This is a genomic window from Nocardioides sp., from assembly GCF_025965415.1.
Taxonomy (GTDB): domain Bacteria; phylum Actinomycetota; class Actinomycetes; order Propionibacteriales; family Nocardioidaceae; genus Nocardioides.
Map to the genome: position 1 here is coordinate 1 of NZ_JAOPWY010000021.1, position 14,511 is coordinate 14,511.

General features: G+C 70.5%; 17 protein-coding genes, 2 pseudogenes and 1 riboswitch. Of the genes and pseudogenes, 6 read left to right on the plus strand and 13 right to left on the minus strand.

Translation table 11 applies throughout. The features are described 5' to 3' along the window. Positions 1-860, plus strand: an 860-nt coding sequence (locus JWN97_RS02390) for a GMC oxidoreductase (protein WP_297617633.1), incomplete at its 5' end; no start/stop codon positions are given. Positions 861-1,010: 150 nt separating this feature from the next. After that, complete coding sequence (locus JWN97_RS02395) at positions 1,011-1,268, plus strand: HPr family phosphocarrier protein (protein ID WP_297617636.1); 258 nt, start codon at positions 1,011-1,013, stop codon at positions 1,266-1,268. A 190-nt stretch (positions 1,269-1,458) separates the two neighbouring features. On the opposite strand, the gene JWN97_RS02400 is transcribed toward JWN97_RS02395, so the two are convergent. The 3 genes from JWN97_RS02400 to JWN97_RS21170 all read right to left on the minus strand — a co-directional run bounded on the left by JWN97_RS02400 (position 1,459) and on the right by JWN97_RS21170 (position 2,966). Next, a complete protein-coding gene (locus JWN97_RS02400; protein WP_297617639.1) occupies positions 1,459-1,848 on the minus strand; it encodes a hypothetical protein in 390 nt (129 codons plus the stop codon). Positions 1,849-2,204: 356 nt separating this feature from the next. After that, positions 2,205-2,510 carry a hypothetical protein gene (locus JWN97_RS02405; RefSeq protein ID WP_297617642.1) on the minus strand — a complete coding sequence of 102 codons (306 nt, stop codon included), beginning with the start codon at positions 2,508-2,510 and terminating at the stop codon, positions 2,205-2,207. A gap of 45 nt (positions 2,511-2,555) precedes the next feature. Then, complete coding sequence (locus tag JWN97_RS21170) at positions 2,556-2,966, minus strand: hypothetical protein (RefSeq protein WP_363321243.1); 411 nt, start codon at positions 2,964-2,966, stop codon at positions 2,556-2,558. Between the two features lie 970 nt (positions 2,967-3,936). Between JWN97_RS21170 and JWN97_RS02410 the strand changes: the two genes are divergently transcribed. Next, positions 3,937-4,314: an IclR family transcriptional regulator C-terminal domain-containing protein gene (locus tag JWN97_RS02410; protein WP_297617645.1), complete on the plus strand. Its 378-nt coding sequence runs from the start codon at positions 3,937-3,939 to the stop codon at positions 4,312-4,314. 31 nt (positions 4,315-4,345) lie between these two features. On the opposite strand, the gene JWN97_RS02415 is transcribed toward JWN97_RS02410, so the two are convergent. The 5 genes and pseudogenes from JWN97_RS02415 to JWN97_RS02435 form a co-directional block, all read right to left on the minus strand. Continuing rightward, on the minus strand, positions 4,346-5,275 hold the full coding sequence (locus JWN97_RS02415; protein WP_297617648.1) for an NADP-dependent oxidoreductase: 930 nt from the start codon (positions 5,273-5,275) through the stop codon (positions 4,346-4,348). 618 nt (positions 5,276-5,893) lie between these two features. Then, positions 5,894-6,877, minus strand: a pseudogene (locus JWN97_RS02420) (aminotransferase class V-fold PLP-dependent enzyme); the annotation flags it as partial. Positions 6,878-7,016: 139 nt separating this feature from the next. Beyond that, positions 7,017-7,394 carry a hypothetical protein gene (locus JWN97_RS02425; RefSeq protein WP_297617651.1) on the minus strand — a complete coding sequence of 126 codons (378 nt, stop codon included), beginning with the start codon at positions 7,392-7,394 and terminating at the stop codon, positions 7,017-7,019. Further along, entirely contained in the window at positions 7,391-8,155 is a 765-nt protein-coding gene (locus JWN97_RS02430) for a phenylalanine--tRNA ligase beta subunit-related protein (RefSeq protein ID WP_297617654.1), read from the minus strand. The genes JWN97_RS02425 and JWN97_RS02430 overlap by 4 nt, the downstream gene beginning before the upstream one ends. Next, positions 8,148-8,672 (minus strand): annotated as a pseudogene (locus JWN97_RS02435) (XRE family transcriptional regulator); the annotation flags it as partial. The pseudogene JWN97_RS02435 and the gene JWN97_RS02430, both read right to left, overlap by 8 nt. 126 nt (positions 8,673-8,798) lie before the next feature. Between JWN97_RS02435 and JWN97_RS02440 the strand changes: the two are divergent. Beyond that, positions 8,799-9,671, plus strand: coding sequence for an alpha/beta fold hydrolase (locus tag JWN97_RS02440; protein WP_297617657.1), 873 nt, complete (start codon positions 8,799-8,801; stop codon positions 9,669-9,671). A 4-nt stretch (positions 9,672-9,675) separates the two neighbouring features. Here JWN97_RS02440 and JWN97_RS02445 read toward each other — a convergent pair whose 3' ends face one another. The 4 genes from JWN97_RS02445 to JWN97_RS02460 are packed head-to-tail and all read right to left on the minus strand — an operon-like array spanning position 9,676 to position 11,211. Further along, the gene (locus JWN97_RS02445) at positions 9,676-10,011 is read right to left on the minus strand and encodes a hypothetical protein (RefSeq protein WP_297617659.1); all 336 of its coding nucleotides are present in this window, start codon (positions 10,009-10,011) and stop codon (positions 9,676-9,678) included. Further along, positions 10,005-10,214 (minus strand): NAD(P)-binding domain-containing protein, encoded by a 210-nt coding sequence (locus JWN97_RS02450; RefSeq protein ID WP_297617662.1) that lies wholly within the window; start codon positions 10,212-10,214, stop codon positions 10,005-10,007. The genes JWN97_RS02445 and JWN97_RS02450 overlap by 7 nt, the downstream gene beginning before the upstream one ends. Further along, positions 10,211-10,798, minus strand: coding sequence for a GNAT family N-acetyltransferase (locus JWN97_RS02455; protein ID WP_297617665.1), 588 nt, complete (start codon positions 10,796-10,798; stop codon positions 10,211-10,213). Before JWN97_RS02455 ends, JWN97_RS02450 begins: the two co-directional genes overlap by 4 nt. Continuing rightward, positions 10,795-11,211: a VOC family protein gene (locus JWN97_RS02460; RefSeq protein WP_297617668.1), complete on the minus strand. Its 417-nt coding sequence runs from the start codon at positions 11,209-11,211 to the stop codon at positions 10,795-10,797. Before JWN97_RS02460 ends, JWN97_RS02455 begins: the two co-directional genes overlap by 4 nt. A 51-nt stretch (positions 11,212-11,262) precedes the next feature. Here JWN97_RS02460 and JWN97_RS02465 point away from each other — a divergent pair, with 51 nt between their 5' ends. Beyond that, positions 11,263-11,550 carry a glutaredoxin domain-containing protein gene (locus JWN97_RS02465; protein ID WP_297617671.1) on the plus strand — a complete coding sequence of 96 codons (288 nt, stop codon included), beginning with the start codon at positions 11,263-11,265 and terminating at the stop codon, positions 11,548-11,550. Positions 11,551-11,607: 57 nt separating this feature from the next. On the opposite strand, the gene JWN97_RS02470 is transcribed toward JWN97_RS02465, so the two are convergent. Further along, complete coding sequence (locus JWN97_RS02470) at positions 11,608-11,853, minus strand: hypothetical protein (RefSeq protein WP_297617674.1); 246 nt, start codon at positions 11,851-11,853, stop codon at positions 11,608-11,610. Then, a riboswitch (cobalamin riboswitch) is annotated at positions 11,838-11,976 on the minus strand. Its footprint overlaps the gene before it by 16 nt. A gap of 327 nt (positions 11,977-12,303) precedes the next feature. Between JWN97_RS02470 and JWN97_RS02475 the strand changes: the two genes are divergently transcribed. Further along, the coding region (locus JWN97_RS02475) for an Ig-like domain-containing protein (protein ID WP_297617677.1) at positions 12,304-14,511 on the plus strand (2,208 nt) is incomplete at its 3' end.

Genomic DNA, 14,511 nt, shown 5'->3' on the forward strand with positions numbered 1-14,511 from the left:
ACTTCCAGGGCGCGAAGCGGGTGATCCTCGCGGCCAACGGGATCGGGACTCCGCGGGTGTTGTTGATGTCGAAGTCCGAGCGTTTCCCCGACGGTCTGGCGAACTCGTCAGGGCTGGTCGGCAAGCGACTGATGATCCACCCCTACGGCGCCACCGTCGGACTGTACGGCGACGAGCTCGACGACACGTTGGGCCCGGCCGGCGAGCAGATCGAGTCTATGGAGTTCTACGAGACCGACACGAGTCGCGGGTTCGTGCGCGGATGCAAGTGGCTCATGCAGCCCACCACCGGACCTCTGCGCACCGTATCTCGGTGGACCACGGGTGAGGGGGTGCGTGACGAGCCGTTCTGGGGCGAGAACTTCACCCGCAAGATGAAGGAGTCCATCGGACACATGATCCAGTGGCTGTGCATCGTCGACGACCTTCCCGAGGAGAGCAACCAGGTCTCCCTCCACCCCGAGTGGAAGGACTCCGACGGGCTCCCCGCGGTCAAGATCAAATACGTCACCCACCAGAACACCTACAAGATGCTCGATTGGCATCTTCAGCGCACCATCGAGGCACACGAGGCCGCCGGCGCCACCAAGACGTGGGTGATCAGCCGCGCTGTCTCCCCGGGTCACAACCTGGGTACGGCGACGATGGGTGATGACCCGACCACCTCGGTGGTGAACAAGTGGTGCCAGACCCATGACGTGGACAATCTCTATGTCATCGACGGCAGTGTCTTCACCACCTCGACCGGAGTGAATCCGACCGCCACGATCTGTGCGCTGGCCAAGCGGACCGCGACCCACATCGTCGACCGGGCCCGTCGCGAGGGTGTTCTATCCGCGAGGGAGATCCGAACAGAATAGGGCGCGAAGGTACGGGGCTATGCGGCAGCAGGTGCCACGACTATCAAGCAACACGCCGGTCCGCCCATCGGTGATCCGCTCCGCCACACGAGATTCATCCGCACACGTTAAGGCGCTCAGGCGCACCCAATATCGCCTCGAAGGAGAATCATGCATCGCAGGTTTGTCGTCGTGGGATCCGCCGTAGGGCTGCATGCTCGCCCGGCAGCGCTGATCGCTGAGGCAACCGCAAACTTTGGCTCACCGGTATACCTGTCTCTGTCCGAACGGGGGGAGGTTGACGCGGGCTCGGCGCTGATGATTATGACGCTCAGCGCCCGGCAGGGTGACATCGTCGTGGTGTCCAGCGAGGACCAAGCCGCGATGGACTTGATCGCCGAATTGGTGGAGAAGGACCTCGACACCTAAGCGCAACGCTGTCGACACCGCTCGAGAGGGTCTGTTGTAGGAACGGGTGAGTTGAGTGCCTTGTTTGGAAGGCTGAACACCGTGCCTCGTCTCTACCGCCCGAGTTCCGGCAGCGAGTCGTTGCGCTCGACCGTGCTGGCAAGCAGATCAATAAAGTCGCCCCACGAGCCGGCATCAGCGCCGGATGCCTTCACACCTGGTCCGCCAAGACCACATCAACCGCGGCGAGCTCGCTGGGGTCACCACCGCCGAGTCCGCTGAGCTCCAGGCGGCGCGAAAGTGGAATCCGGGAGCTCGAGACCGCACTGGCGATCGTCCGCCCAGCCTCGGGGTTCCTGAGGGAGGAGAAGCCGCACCCAAAGGGATTCACCCGGTGATCGACCGACTCGTCGACGCCGGCATCCCGGTCAAGAAGTGCTGCCGAGTGCTGGACGTCTCCAGCCCCGGCTACATCGCTACAAGAACCGGCCCACTTCAGCCACACAACGACGCCGAGATTGGCTGACCGGCCGATCCGCGAAATCACGTCGCCGCGCGGGGCACCTACTGCTATCGCCGCATCCACGCCGAACTCACCCACTGGCAGACGGCAGAACTCGAGTCGAGTCGTGCCACGTTTATGTACCGAAAGCCACAACACAAACGGTCGAATTTGCGCGGACCGGGTCAAGACCGCTGGCTCATCTCGACCGTGAATACTACAAGTTTGCGCAGGTCAGCGCGCAGTCGGCAAGAGCGGTCCACAGATTCTGGCCCCAGGTTCGCGCACAGGCCGCAGGCCAAGGGATTGCGGGTTCAAATCCTGTCGGGCGTGTCGACCATGGCTGAGAGCCTCCGTGCGATCTCCTTATCTCGGTCGGCAGCGGCGTGCTGGTACCGAAGTGCTGCTCCTGGCGTTGGGTGCCCAAGACGACCCATGAGCTCCGCCAGCGTCGCTCAGGTCTGCGCGGCCAGGACGGCCCCGGTATGCCGCAGGTCGTGGAACCGCAGATCCGGGCGACCGGCAGCCTCGCGGGCTCGGTAGAAGACGCGCGACAGCGTGGACGGCGCCATGTGCCCACCGCCCAGTGCTGGCAAGAGCAGGCCGTTCTTGCTAGGCGCCGCGTGCGTGGCGGTATGGTCCGCCAGGACAGGGAGGAGGTGGGGCGGGATAGCAATGTCGCGCACGCCGGCATCGCTCTTGGGCTTCTTGACAATGACCTCCCCGTCAGCCCGCACAACCGCACGACGCACGCGGATCACGCCCACACCCTCAGGTCGACGTCGCCGCGCCGGAGTTCGGTGAGTTCACCGAACCGCATGCCGCACCACGGGCGAGGAGCACCATCGCGCGATAGCGCTCGGGCATCGCAGCCGTGAGCCCTCCAACTCGGCGAGGGACGCAGGCTCAATCTTCTTCGCGCGTTTCGTGTTTCCCGCCCCGCGGATGTGACAGGGATTGGAGCGAAGCAGCTCGTCGCGGACGGCTTGCCCGAGGATCGTGCCGAGCAGTCCGTACACGTGGCTGCGCAGGGTGGGTCCGTCAACTGCGGTCGTGGCATACCACTGGCACACCAGGTCGGGGGTGAGGTGACGCAAGGGGAGCGTGGCGAACTGGGGGAGGAGCTGCTTGTCCAGTAGCGAGCGGTAGTGGGCGCGGGTGCGTGCTTCCAGTGTGCGCGCGGCCAGCCACTGCTCGGCGTAGGTGCCGAACGTCAGGGCTCGTCGGGCGCTGTTGGACGTGTTCGCCGCCCAACAGCGCGGACGATGTCAGCTCGGATCGTAGCCAACCTGGTCTCGGCGTCCGATGGTGCTGAAGGTGGTGTGAGCCTGGTGCCTGACACCGTCGGGACCGAAGTAGCGGGCTTGGTAGCGGCCGGACGGGAGGCGTCGAACGTGTCCGAAGCGGGCCTTGTTGTTGCCTTTGCTGGCCCATCCTGCTGCCAACCCAGCTCCGCTCGTCGTGCCCTCTACGTGCCCTATGAGGAGTGTAATTGGGTCTGGTTCTGTCCACCACTGTCAGCGGTGGGGGACGCCATAAGCGCAGGCCAGAGGGCCTTTTAGCTGGTTACGTCCAGTGACGCCAAATCCGCTGGAATCTGATTCCTAGCCAGTGTCGTCTTGTTCCTGGGCATGGATGCCGTGCGTGTCCGCGAGTAGGTCCGGGCCCCGGCTGTCCACGTCCGTTGGGCGGCCGCTACTGCGTACGCTGGTCTCCGCGGCGAGTGCATTTGCCAGCTCCTGGACGGATAACGCCATCACAAGGAGAAGCGGCGCTGCTGCTCATGACCTTGGCCGCATGCCCCCACCCGCGGGTCCTCTTTGCCCTCAATCTGCCCTCACTAGTGTCGACATCGATGCCAAATGACGGTGAACGCCCGAAGGGCCAGATGCAGTGTCTTCCCAGGTCAGAGGGCATTTCGGCAGTCGACGACGAACGACTGAAATCCCCGGAATTGTTCCGCTTCAAGGGTGTGAAGCCGCAGGTCGGAGGGCATTGATGCCCGTTTCTGCTCTCGCTGTGCCCTCACCAGAAGCAACGACTTCGACGAACAGGTGCGCCGCTGCTTCCGTACGCGGTCCCCGGCGGAGGGCCAGAGGTGGCTCAGGCGTCCACGACCGGGTTGACCAGCAGGCCGATCGTGCAGTGGGGCCCGAGAGGAACCGGGTCAGGTCGAGGACACGAACCGTGAGTGGACGTCCGGTTGCGCGTCAGCAGGCCGCGCTGGCGCGCGGCATCGAGCCGGTCACCGAGCGGACGGTCACCGATCCGGCGGCGCTCGCGGCCGAGCTGGAGACCGCGCGTCGGTGTGGTTGGGCCGGCTCCGACGCCGAGCGGACGCCGGGGATCAGGGCGGTGGCAGCCCCCGTCTTCGACCACACGGGGATGGCGGTCGGCGCGCTCGGCCTCTCCGTCCCATCCGTCCGGATGGACGACGCCCGCGCCGACGAGCTCGGCGCCCGCGCCGCGGCCGTGGCGTGGGAGGTCTCCGAGGCGCTCGGGGCGACCCGTGAGCTGGTCGACGAGAGGCTGGCGCTGGCCCGCGAGCCCGGCAGCGCGACCTGAGTCCCTCCGTCCGACACTGCGCCGGTCGAGGTCAGGGTTCGAGGACGAGCTTGCCCCCGGGGTGCTGGCCCATGAGGAGCTCGACGGCCTCCAGCGCGTCGGTGAGCGGGAAGGCGCGTGCGACAGGGACGACGAGATCTCCAGAGCCAGCCAGGCGCACGAGGTCGGCGCGCACCGATGCCCGGTAGGCCTTGCTGGCGGGCAGGGCGCCGGCGATGGCGGCGAAACCCGCCTGTCGCGCGCGATCGGCCGCGGCGATGGTGACGATGCGCTCGCGGTCGGCGACCAGCGCCAGGGACACGTCGACCGCCTCGTCGGTGCCGACACAGTCCAGCGCTGCTGCCACGCCCTCGGGCGCGGCCTCGCGCACCCGGTGCTCCAGCCCGTCGCCGTAGGCGACCGGCGTGCCGCCGAACCGGGTCACCACCTCGTGGCTCGACGGTCCCGCGGTGCCGACCACGTGCGCCCCGATCCGGGCAGCCTGCTGCAGGACGCTGACGCCGACGGCACCGGACGCGCCGTGCACCAGGATCGTCTCGCCCTCGGCGACGCCGGTGACGTGCAACATCTCGGCCGCCGTCGTGCCCGCGAGCAACAGGTTGGCCGCCTGCCCGAATGAGAGCGAAACCGGCTTGGCGAAGACGTCGTCCGCTGCGACGGTGACGTCGGTGGCCCAACCACCACCGATGCGGAATGCGAGGACCTCGTCACCCACTGCCACCGGACCTGAGCCGATCTCGGTGCCGGGCCCGACGGCGGTCACCACGCCGGCGACCTCATAGCCGATCGCCCGTGGGAAGTCGCCGGCACCGCTGGCCACGTGCTTGGCGTCAGCGGGATTCATCCCTGCGGCGCGGACCGCGATGGTGACCTCCCCCTGCTGCGGTGCGGGGACGTCGTACTCCTCGAAGGCGAACACGTCGGGTCCGCCGGGCCGGGTTGCGATCCAGTGGCGGGCCATCTCCCGACCCTAGTCCGCCGATCCCGGGGCGCGGAGGCGAGCGTGGGCTCGGGTGGGTCGAGGTGGCGACGATGGGAGCGCTGCCGCAGGTGGCGCCCGAACGAGCCGCCCGCCTCTCCGCTTCGGAGAGGCGGGCGGCTCCAGCGCTGTCAGCCCCCGCTCGGCCTGCCCCCAAACCGACCCGCGGACATCGCTTGCGCCAAGAACGCTACGCCTGCCGCGTCTCGGCGTCCATGGGTTCACCGCACCGGTTCTGGCCGTCGGAGGCGGGTGTCGTGAATACAGACCGGATCGCTGACGACGCGCCGGCCGCAGGCTCCTAGAGTGGTGGTACGCGGATCCCCAGTCCCCCCTGGTGGGTCGTGCGTAGGGGCTCGTCTCCTATGCCCCCTGTTTCCCGGAGGCGAGCCCCGCCTCACCGGGCACCTCCTGCAGAGCGGTCGCGATCACCACCCTCGATGAAGGCGATGTCCCGGTGTGTCGGGGGCCCCGTGCGGTCCACGCGCAATCCGCCGCCTGGAGGCGCCATCGCGTGTCGTCTTCTCACTTCTGCCCGAGAACGGGCGCTCGGTCGTGAACGCGTCCACGAGGGCGAAGGCGGTGTGGGAGCGCATGGGGTCAGCGTGGCCCGTACGCGGTGGTGAGGGCGGCGTCGAGGTCGGCGATGAGGTCGCCGGCTGCCTCGAGGCCGATGGCGAGGCGGACGAGGCCGTGCTCGCGGAACGGCTGCGCGAACGCGGCGGCGGGTCCTCCGGGGTACTCCTCGTAGGCGACGAGGGTCTTGTCGTGTCCGAGGCTGACCGCGGAGGTGATGACGCGCAGGTCGTTGACGAACGTCAGGCGGTCGGCGTGGGTGCCGCCGATCGCGAAGGAGACGACACCACCGAAACCGCCGAGCAGCTGGGCAGCGGCTGCGTCGTGCTGGTCGTGGTGGGGGAGCCCGGGGTAGGAGACGTGCACGACACGCGGGTCCGCGACGAGGAACTCAGCGGCCGCCTGGGCGTTGTCGCACTGCCGCTGCAGACGTAGCGGGAGCGTGGTGGAGCCGCGCATGATGAGCCAGGCGTTGAACGGGGAGATGGCGCCGCCGGCGTGCCACAGGGCTCCCGTGCGGGTCTGCTCGACGAGGTCCCGGGTGCCGATGACGACACCGCCCATCGCGTCGCCGTGGCCGTTGTAGTACTTCGTGAGTGAGTGGATGACCAGGTCGGCGCCGTGGTCGAGCGGCCGCATCATCGGGGGCGGGGTGAAGGTGGAGTCGACGGTCAGCAGCGCGTCGGCGTCGTGGGCGATCCGCGCGAGCGCGGGGACGTCGGCGACGCGCAGGTCGGGGTTCGCGATGACCTCGGTGTGCACGAGCCTGGTGTGGGGTCGTACGGCGGCACGGACGGCGTCGAGGTCGGTGATGTCGACGAAGTCGACCTCGATGCCGAGCTTTCGAGGGAACACGTCGGCGAAGAGCTCCGCCACGCGCATGTAGACGACGTTGGACACGATGACGTGGTCGCCCGGGTCGAGGAGGGTGAAGAACGAAGCGTGCAGTGCGGCCATGCCCGTGCCGAACACGGCGGCCGCCTCGCCGTGGTCGAGCCTGGCGAGCTTCTCCTCGAGGCGCGCTGGTTGGCGCCGTGCTCACGCGTGTAGACGAGCCCCTCGTAGGCGGGGTCGTCGATGTCGCTGGGGTCCTCGGGCAGGCGGTAGGAGTTGGCCATCACGATGGGGTGGTCGGGGGTGGTCCGGGTCATGACGTCTCCCGCTCTGGCTGGCCGACGTTCGACGCGGCCCCCCTGTCGGTGGGCTGGTGGGCGCCAGGTGGGGCGGGAAGGCGGCCGTCGCCGTAGGTGGCGCGGACGTCGGAGACGACGATGCGGTAGCCGTCGTACCAGCGGGCCACCTGTCCCTTGGCGTCGCGGTGCTGCGGGAACCGCCCGAGCTGGGCGACGGACGTGCGGTCGGCGAAGTAGTAGATGGCGTTGACGACGTCCCCGGCGGGGGAGAGCCACTTCTCGACGCGGTCGAAGCCCGGCAGGCTGCGGGCGTAGTCGTCGATCTCGCCGTCGAGGCGGTGGAAGTGGTCGTCGTAGGTGCCGGGCTTGGAGATGAACTGGCAGCAGATCACGAGTGGTCCTGCCCGCCCGTGCTGCCGGCGATGAGGCGGGTGGCGACCCCGACATCAGGCCCGAGGCGTGCAAGGTGGCCGGCGAGCTCGTCGCCCGCAGCCACCAGCGCCTCGTCGGACAGGGGCGCCAGCGCGTCGAGGATGAAGACCGTCGACGTGGTGTGCGGGGTCAGCTGCGTGCGGCGGCACTGGCGCCAGTTCCAGCGCCGGCAGGTCACACCGACCGCGTCGTGCCACACGACCTCCCCGGGCTCGGGATGCTCGTCGACGTCGACACCACCCGCGACCGTGTCGAAGACCTCCGAGCCGCTCGCACGGACCAGCCGCGGCGGACCGGCGTAGGCCGGAAGATCCTCGCCTCCGAGCGGCACCTGGTGGATGACGCTGACGGCGTTGTAGACGTCGGTGAGGCGGTTGACCCTCGGCAGGCCGGTCGCGGCTCGCCGCACGAGTGCCTCCAGGCTGTTGCGGGTGCGCTGCGGCTTGGCGCCGAAGGAGCGGTACGCCTCGCGCCATGCCGCCACGTGCGCCACGTCCTCCACCGGAGTGTCGGCAAGGAGGTCGCGGGCGACCGCTTCGGCGCGCGCCAGCATGCGTCCGCTGTGCTCGTCGCTGGCACCCGGCTCCATCCCGTCGACAGCGAGGAGCAGGACGCGGTAGTCCGGACGAAGGGCAGCAACGGCAGGATCCACCTCGGCCCCGGCCAGGAAGTCGGCGAGCGAGCCGGAGCGAAGGGCGACGGGGCGGGGTGCATCAGTCATGGCTCGGCTCCGAGGTGTTCGAGGTGCCGACTCCGGGCTCGAAGACGGTCAGCACGAAACGCGCCGGCGTCGTGCCGGAGTTGGCGTAGGAGTGGGCGATGTCGCCGGCGAACGAGATGGTGTCGTCGACCCCCAGCAGCTCGACCTGGCCGTCGACCTCGATGGTGAGCGTCCCCTCCCGGACCTGGATGATCTCCTTCGTGCCGCGCACGTGGGCCTCGCTGTCGTGGCGGTCGCCCGCCGCCAGTGTCCAGTCCCACAGCTCGAGCACGTCCGGGGGTGCGGTTCCGGCGAGCAGCACGCCGCGGCCGCCGTGCTCCCCGGTCCACAGTGCAGGCGCGTCGCCACTGCGGACCACCACCGGCTTGATCTGGGGTACGTCGACCAGGGCAGGCAGGCCGATGCCGAGGGCATCGCTGAGGCGCAGCAAGGTCGTGACGCTCGGGTTCGCCGTGCCCTGCTCGACGTTGACGAGCATGCGGCGGCTCACGCCGGACGTCTCGGCGAGGCGATCCAGTGCCCCCCTCCCGGCACCACCCGCGCGCATCCCGCGAGTGATCTTCGACCCAGCACCGCCGGAGGCGGCCCGGTCGGGGCTACCGTGGGGTAACCAGCTCCACCGACCACCACGAGGATGACAGCCATGGCCCGCCTGGCCCCGGACAAGGTCGTGCTCCACGGCCACGAGCTCTCGTACGTCGACAGCGGCTCCGGCCCCGTCGTGCTGTTCATCCACGGGATCCTCGGGTCCCAGGGGCAGTGGGCCGAGCTCGTCGACCGGGTCGACGACGACCACCGCGTCGTCGTACCCGACCTGTTCGGCCACGGTGAGTCGGCGAAGCCGACGGGTGACTACTCGCTCAGCTCGCACGCCGCCACGCTGCGCGACCTGCTCGACCACCTCGGCATCGAGCGAGTGACCCTGGTCGGGCACTCCCTCGGCGGCGGGATCGCGATGCAGTTCTACTACCTGTTCCCCGACCGGGTGGACCGCCTCGTCCTGGTGTCCAGCGGCGGCCTCGGCCGCGAGGTCAACCTCGTCCTGCGCTCGGCCACACTCCCGGGCGCCGAGCAGGTGCTCAGCGTGATCGCGTCCGCGCCCGTGCTCGACAAGGTGGAGGCGCTGGGCCGCGGTGCCCAGAAGGTCGGCTGGAAGCCGGGCGCCGACCTCGGCGCGATCTGGCGCGGCTTCACCTCGCTCGGCGACCAGCAGAGCCGCCGCGCGTTCCTCGCCACCACGCGCGCCGTCATCGACTTCGGCGGCCAGAGCATCAGCGCCCACGACCACCTCGGGGCGGTGACCCCGCCGCCGACCCTGATCGTGTGGGGCTCGAAGGACCGGATGATCCCCGCCTGGCACGCGATCAGCGCGCAGCGGGCGGTGCCCGGTTGCCGCGTCGAGCTCTTCGAGGGTGCCGGCCACTTCCCGCACCTCGACGACCCGGACCGCTTCGCGCGCGTGCTCCGCGAGTTCATGTCCACCGACGCGGACGGCACGGCTGCGGTCGAGGCCTGACGCGTCAGTCGGTCGGGCGCGTGGCGGCGGCGAGCGCGGTCCGCATCTCCTCGGCGGAGACCCGCTTGGCAGTGTCGCCGCTCCAGGTGCCGTCCGGGCTGCCGTCGTAGGGGACGCCGTAGGCCGGGGTGCCGGGCTGGAAGCGCCAGCCCTCGGCGAGCGGGCCGGCGTCGACGACGTCGTAGCCGATCGTGTCGAGCAGGGCCGCCGCGGCATCCTTGGCGGCCGCGTCGTCGCCGGCGACGGCGAGCACGCTGCGCTCCTCGCTGCCGGCCGGTGCCTGCGGGCGGGCGAGGGCGCCGAGGTGCTCGAAGAAGACGTTGTTGAAGACCTTCACCACGCGCGCGCCCGGGAGCGTGCGGGCCGCGAGCTCGGCGATCCGGCCGCCTCCTCGGCGGTCGCCGCGCGGGCGCGGGGACCGAGGTCGGCCAGGCTCTCGGGACCGCGGCTGTTGGCGATGACGACGTCGACCCCCGCATCCACCGCGAGGCGGGCGACGGTGCTCCCGATGTGTCCGGCTCCGACGGCTCCCAGCGTGGTCATGGTCGTCCCAACGGCGGGCCAGGGAGGGTTGTTCCGCGCCACTCCGCCGCGAGCAGCGCGAACACCAGCTGGGTCGTCCACGCACCCTTGAAGTGCACGGCGTCGACGTGCCGGGCCTCCTGCCGGAAACCGAGCCGCTCGAGGAGGCGGGCGGAGGCGCTGTTGCCGTCGATGACGACGGCCGTGATCCGGTGGAAGCCGAGGTCGTCGAAGCCCAGGCGCAGCAGCGCGGCGGAGGCCTCCGCGGCGTACCCCTGCCCGTGGTGGTCGCGGGCGAACGCGAAGCCGAGCTCGCCCTGCCGGTCGCCGGCCCACTTCAGGAGCACCTCACCGATGACGGTGGCGGTGGCCCGGAGCTCGACGGCGAGCACCAGCCACTGCCCGTGCTCGAGCAGCTCGGTCTGGCCGAGCTTGACCGTCAGCGCCTCCTCGGTGGCGGCGCGGTCGCGCACCGGCCAGGGGACGTGGCGCACGACCTCGGGGTCGCCGTGGAAGCGCGCGAGGTCGTCGAAGTCGTCGGGCCGGTGCGGGCGCAGGAGCAGCCGCTCGGTCCCGATCGGGAGACGTACGTCGAGGCCGGTCACAGCGAGAAGTGGCCCGGCGCGAGGCTGCGCAGCACGCAGAACTCGTTGCCCTCGGGATCGGCGAGGACGGTCCACGACTCCTCGCCGGTCTGCCCGACGTCGGCACGGGACGCGCCGAGCGCCAGCAACCGGTCGACCTCCTCGTCACGGGAGCGGTCGATGGGCGAGAGGTCGAGGTGCATCCGGTTCTTCACCACCTTGTCCTCGGGCACCGCGGCGAAGAACATCGTCGGCGCCACCGGCCCGGTTCGTACGGCGGCCAGGAGCGCGCCGTCGTCGGCCCTCGCCGGGCCGATCTCCACCAGGCCGGGCTCCCGGTCGAGCACCACCCACTCCAGGGCGGCGGACCAGAAGTCGGCGAGCCGGTCGGGATCGTGACAGTCCAGGGAGATCTCGGTCAGTCGGGAGGCCATGCGGCGATCCAACCAAGGCCACGGTGCCCCGGCAACGGACATACTGGTCGCATGTTCACCCGCAAGCCGCCCTCCGTGTCCGCCGCCGAGGGCGCCCGGGCGGCGGAGGCGGGTCGCGTCGTCGTCTACTGGCGCAAGGGCTGCCCGTTCTGCCAGCGGCTCCGGCTGGTGCTGGGCAAGAAGGTCCGCGACGTGGTGTGGGTCGACGTGTGGGCCGACCCGGAGGCGTCGGCGTACGTCCGCAGCGTCAACGGCGGCGACGAGGTGGTGCCGACCGTCGTCATGGGCGGCGTGCCGCACACGAACCCCTCGCCCCGGACGGTCGCCGGAGCGCTCTGACCCCGGCCCGACGGTCCGGCGCTTGTGGCGCCGGACCGCCGCCGGTGGGTCAGCGGATCAGAAGTCCTTGTCGAACCCCACGGCCCCGGTCACGCCGACCTGGTAGGCGGAGACCTTGCGCTCGAAGAAGTTGGACAGCTCCTGCACGTCCTGGAGCTCCATGAACGCCAGCGGGTTCTTCGATCCGTAGATCGGGTCGAGGCCGGGGCGCTCCATCCGGCGGCCGGCGACGTACTCCAGGTAGGAGCGCAGTCGGCCGTCGAAGGCCCGCCACACCGCCGGCGAGGAGGTCCTCGGCGACACGGACTGATCCGTTCGACCCTACTGGCCGTCGCTTCCCAGGTCTTGCGACCCAGTGCTGTGTGACGGCTGTCGTTCCCACTCACCGCTGCGGGGCAGTCCCGGACTCACACCGGGTTCCCTCTTGCCTCGACCGCCTGGGTTGGCGCGCCGAACCAGCTGCGTGCACCCCTATATGTAGGGCTCGCGCAGAAGTGGGGGACCACATCTTGTGTGGGCGTGTCGGAGACGACTCCGGCGACCGGCCCGCGCGCCCGCGACCCAATTGCGCCATTTGGCCCACGGGCCGGTCCGCGCCGTGCCAGTGTGAGCGCGGCCCCGACTCGGTCGGGCCCTCTCGCCGGGGGACGGGAGCGTGGCAAACAGAAAGCACCAGGCGTGGCAACGAGCACAACGACACGGTCCCACCTGTCTGCATGGCCGGCGGCCGTGGTCCTGGCTCTGCTGGGGGCCTTGCTCCCTGCGGTCGCATCGAGCGCCGAGCCCGGCACCTCCGTCGACCGTGCGGCAGCCGAGCTGCCCTGCACGATCGCCGGCACCTCCGGCGACGACGTCCTGGTGGGCGGCTCCGGTGACGACGTGCTCTGCGGTGGTGGCGGCGACGACGTCCTGCGCGGTGGCGGCGGCGACGACGTCCTGCGCGGCGGGGGCGGCCAGGACCGGTTGTACGGCGGCAGCGGCGACGACTACCTGCAGGGCGGGCGGGCCGACGACCGGCTGCGCTCCGGTGCCGGTGACGACGCGCTCCGCGGCGGCCGCGGCAACGACCGGCTGCACGCCCGGGACGCGGCTCGCTTCCGCGACGACCTGCGCTGTGCCGAGGGCAGGGCGGACAGCGCCTACGCCGACGCGGGCGACTTCGTGTCGCGCACCTGTGAGCTCCCGGACCGCAACACGGCCCCCACCGACCTGACGCTGTCCCCGTCCACCGTGGCCGAGAACGTCCCGATCGGCACCCAGGTCGGACTGCTGTCCGCCACGGACCCCGACACGCGTGACTCGCACACGTTCGCGGTCGTCGCCGGTGCCGGCGACACGGACAACGCGTCCTTCTCGATCGACGGCCGCCGCCTGCGGACCGCCGCGGCCATCGACTTCGAGCGCAGCGCCGCGCTCACCCTTCGCATCCGCGTCACGGACCGCAGCGGCGCGCCGTACGACGAGGTCGTGAACGTCTCGGTCCTCGACGCCGCCGAGAACGTCGACCCCGTCGCTGTCGACGACACCTTCGCCACCGTCGAGGACACCCTGCTCGAGCTGCCGGTGAGCGGAGCCGGCAGCCCCGTGGCCAACGACGTCGACTCCGACACCCTCACCATCACGGACGTCGCTGCGCCGTCGGGCGGCACCGCGATGATCGTGGGCGCCACGATCCGCTTCACGCCCACTGCCGACCGCTGCGGTGTCGCCGCCGGCCGCTTCGACTACACCGTCTCCGACGGTCGCGGGGGCACGGACGTGGGGCGCGTGGCCGTCGACGTCACGTGCGTCCCGGACGATCCGCGGGCCTCGGACGACTCCGCGACCGTGACCGAGGACGCCCCGGCCACCGCGCTCCCCGTCCTGGCCAACGACAGCGACGCGGAGGACGACGCACTGGTGATCGGCAGTGTCACCCAGCCCGACCACGGGACCGCCGTCATCACCGGCGCCGGGAGCGGCCTGACCTACGAGCCGGACGCGGGCTACTGCACCACCGGCGCGACGCCGGACACCTTCACCTACCGCCTGGTGCCGGGAGGCGCCACCGCCGTCGTCTCCGTGACGGTCACCTGTGTCGACGACGCGCCGGTCGCGGTCGACGACGAGAGGACGGTCGTCGAGGACTCCGGCGACACCACGTTCGACGTGCTCGGCAACGACACCGACATCGACGCCGGCGAGCTGTCCGTCCTCTTCGTCACGCAACCGGACCACGGCACGGTGGCCATCGTCGGTGGCGGCACGGGAGTGACGTACGTCCCGGACGCGGACCACTGCACCACCGGCAGGGCTGTGGACACGTTCACGTACGCCGTCAACGGCGGCTCGAGCGCGACGGTGTCCGTCGCGGTCACCTGCGTCGACGACGCGCCGGTCGCGGTCGACGACGTGCGCACCGTGGCCGAGGACTCGGGTGCCACGGCACTGGCGCCGCTGGCCAACGACACCGACGTCGACGGCGGACCCCAGACGGTCGCGTCGGTGACGCAGCCGGCCGACGGCACGGTCGTCATCACGGATGGTGGAACCGGGGTGACCTACACGCCCGACGCGAACTCCTGCACCACCGGCACCGCGGACACCTTCACCTACACCCTGAACGGCGGCTCGACCGCGACGGTGTCCGTCACCGTGACCTGCGTCGACGACGCGCCGGTCGCGGTCGACGACGTGCGCACCGTGGCCGAGGACTCGGGTGCCACGGCCCTGGCGCCGCTGGCCAACGACACCGACGTCGACGGCGGGCCGAAGCTGATCTCCGCGGTGACGCAGCCGGCCGACGGCACCGTGGTGATCACCAGTAGCGGCGCCGGGCTGACTTACGCCCCCGACGCGAACTACTGCAACGACCCCGGCGCGCCGGGTGACGACACGTTCACCTACACCCTCGACGGCGGCACGTCGGCGACGGTGTCGGTGACGGTGACCTGTGTCGACGACGCCCCGGTGGCGGTGGCC

What these genes read in the sequence shown, in the direction of transcription:
- JWN97_RS02450 (WP_297617662.1), bottom strand. Translation starts at nt 10,214, where the DNA reads ATGACCACGCTGGGAGCCGTCGGAGCCGGACACATCGGGAGCACCGTC.
- JWN97_RS02460 (WP_297617668.1), bottom strand. Translation starts at nt 11,211, where the DNA reads ATGGCCTCCCGACTGACCGAGATCTCCCTGGACTGTCACGATCCCGAC.
- JWN97_RS02440 (WP_297617657.1), top strand. Translation starts at nt 8,799, where the DNA reads ATGGCCCGCCTGGCCCCGGACAAGGTCGTGCTCCACGGCCACGAGCTC.
- JWN97_RS02430 (WP_297617654.1), bottom strand. Translation starts at nt 8,155, where the DNA reads ATGACTGATGCACCCCGCCCCGTCGCCCTTCGCTCCGGCTCGCTCGCC.
- JWN97_RS02395 (WP_297617636.1), top strand. Translation starts at nt 1,011, where the DNA reads ATGCATCGCAGGTTTGTCGTCGTGGGATCCGCCGTAGGGCTGCATGCT.
- JWN97_RS02465 (WP_297617671.1), top strand. Translation starts at nt 11,263, where the DNA reads ATGTTCACCCGCAAGCCGCCCTCCGTGTCCGCCGCCGAGGGCGCCCGG.
- JWN97_RS02415 (WP_297617648.1), bottom strand. Translation starts at nt 5,275, where the DNA reads ATGGCCCGCCACTGGATCGCAACCCGGCCCGGCGGACCCGACGTGTTC.